Source organism: Massilia sp. P2_C2 (assembly GCF_056404615.1).
In genome coordinates this window covers 1-2,038 of the sequence record NZ_JBFUDR010000547.1, presented here as the reverse complement: position 1 = coordinate 2,038, position 2,038 = coordinate 1, and the positions used below count along the sequence as shown (strand labels likewise).

At 67.3% G+C, this 2,038-nt stretch carries 1 protein-coding gene and 1 pseudogene; both read right to left on the bottom strand.

Annotated features, from left to right (window positions below):
• Positions 1-1,691, bottom strand: a 1,691-nt coding sequence (locus tag AC1DYX_RS30665) for a secretin N-terminal domain-containing protein (RefSeq protein ID WP_477265928.1), incomplete at its 3' end; no start/stop codon positions are given.
• Positions 1,688-2,038, bottom strand: a pseudogene (locus AC1DYX_RS30660) (hypothetical protein); the annotation flags it as partial. The gene AC1DYX_RS30665 and the pseudogene AC1DYX_RS30660, both read right to left, overlap by 4 nt.

The following is a 2,038-nucleotide window of genomic DNA, read 5'->3' as shown; positions in this document are numbered from 1 at the left end:
GTACGGATCAGGTGCGGCGTGATCGACAGCACGACTTCCGTCTTGTTGCGCGTGTCCTGCTGGCTGCCGAACAGGCGGCCCACGATGGGCAGGTCGCCCACGCCGGGCAGCCTGGTGGCGCTRGAGCGGTCCTCGTTCTTGATCAGGCCCGCCAGCACCTGGTTCTCGCCATCCTTCAGCTGCAGCATGGTCGACGCGGAGCGCGTGCCGATGCGGTAGGCCGTCGTGCCGCCCTTCGTGGTGACGGTGTCGACGAGGTTGCTGACCTCGAGCGAGATGCGGATGCCGACCTCGTTGTTCAGGTAGATCGTGGGCTCGACGTCCAGCTTCAGGCCGACGTCGACATAGTTCACCGACTCCGACGCGAAGCCGCCCACGCCGGACGAAATCGTCGTCGTGATCGTGGGCAGCTTGTCGCCGATGACGACCTTGGCCTTTTCCTTGTTGCGCACGCGGATGCGCGGCGCGGCCAGCGTGTCGGAATCACCGTCCGTCTTGCTCGCGGTGATGGAGCCGTTCACGCCCGTCACCCCGATCGTGCTGCCGTTCAGGTGGCGCAGCTGGTCGACCGTGATCGCCGCGCCGGCCGACGTCGTCAACGGCGTGAACGCCAGGCTCGTGGGCCAGTCGATGCCCAGGTCGAGCAGGCGGTTGCGCTGCACTTCCAGCACCTCCACGTCCAGCATCACCTCGGCCTCGGGCACGTCCTGCAGGGCCACCAGCTGCGACGCCAGCTTCACGGCCTCCGGGCTGTCGCGCAGGATCACGAGGTTGAGCTTCTCGTCCACCACCACGTCGCGCGACTTGAGGATCGTTTTCAGGGTATTGGCGACGCTCTTCGCTTCCGCATTGGCCAGGTAGAAGGTCTTGACCGTCATCTCCTGGTATTCCTTCTGCTTGGCCGCAATATTCGGGTAGATCAGGATCGTGTTGCCGTCCATGACCTGGCGTTCCAGCTGGTTCGTCATCAGCAGGTAGTAGACGGCCGCTTCCACCGTGCTGTTCTTCAGGAAGACCGACGCGCGCTGGTCGGTCTTGACATCCTTGTCGAACAGGAAGTTCAGGTTCGAATGGCGCGCGATGACCTCGAAGATCTGCTTCAGGGGCGCGTCGCGGAATTCCAGGCTGATGGGCGTGCGGAACGCGGCCGCCAGCGCCGCCTCGGGTGCGCTGGCCGCGATCCTGTCGTTCACGTCGACCAGCAGCGCGCGCGCCGCTTCATGGGTCGGACGCTCGGTCAGGATGGCGGTCAGCTTCGTTTTCGCCGTGTCGTAGTCCTTGGGCTCCAGCGCCGCCCGCGCCTCCTCCATCAAGACGCCGTGGCGGCGGTCGGCGTCGACCTGGCGCAGGCCCGCGCGGGCGCGTTCGTTGACCGGGTCGATCGCCAGCACGCGCCGGTAGTCCTGCACGGCCAGTTCCTGCTTGCCCTCGGCCATTTCACGGTCGGCCTGGGGCAGCAGGCGGTTCGTCGCGGCGTCGCGCGCGCGCAGGTAAGCGGTCTTGTAGGCGACGTTGGTCGGGTCGGCCGCCAGCGCCTCCTGGTATTTCGAGAGCCCGGCCTCGACCTTGTCCTGGGCCACGAGTTCGTTCCCTTGCCGATAAGCCATCTGCGCGGCGCAGCCGGCCAGCAGGAAGGCCAGCGCGGCCGGGAGCAGGCGCCGGGCCAGCATGGTGGGCAGGTTCGCGTTCAATCGAATACTCCAATATTGAGCTGCTGAACCTGGTTCAGCGGCAGATAGGTCAGGGTCAGGACCGGCGGGGCGATGCCATCGACGCGGTACGTGCCGTCGATGACGAAGCCCTTCTCGCGCACGACGTACGTGCGGTCGCCGCGCGCCAGGTAGACTTCCCACGTGCCGTCGGCGACGGACTTGCCGATGAACGTGAACGGCAGCGGCGGCGCGGTGGGCGGCGGTGGCGGCGGTGCCGGTTGGGGCGGCGGCGGCGGGGGTGGTGGCGGCGTCCAGTCCTGGCGGGCGAACGGACCGGCGTCTTTCTGCCCCTGGCCGAACGCCGTCTCGCCGTCGCCGATCAGCAC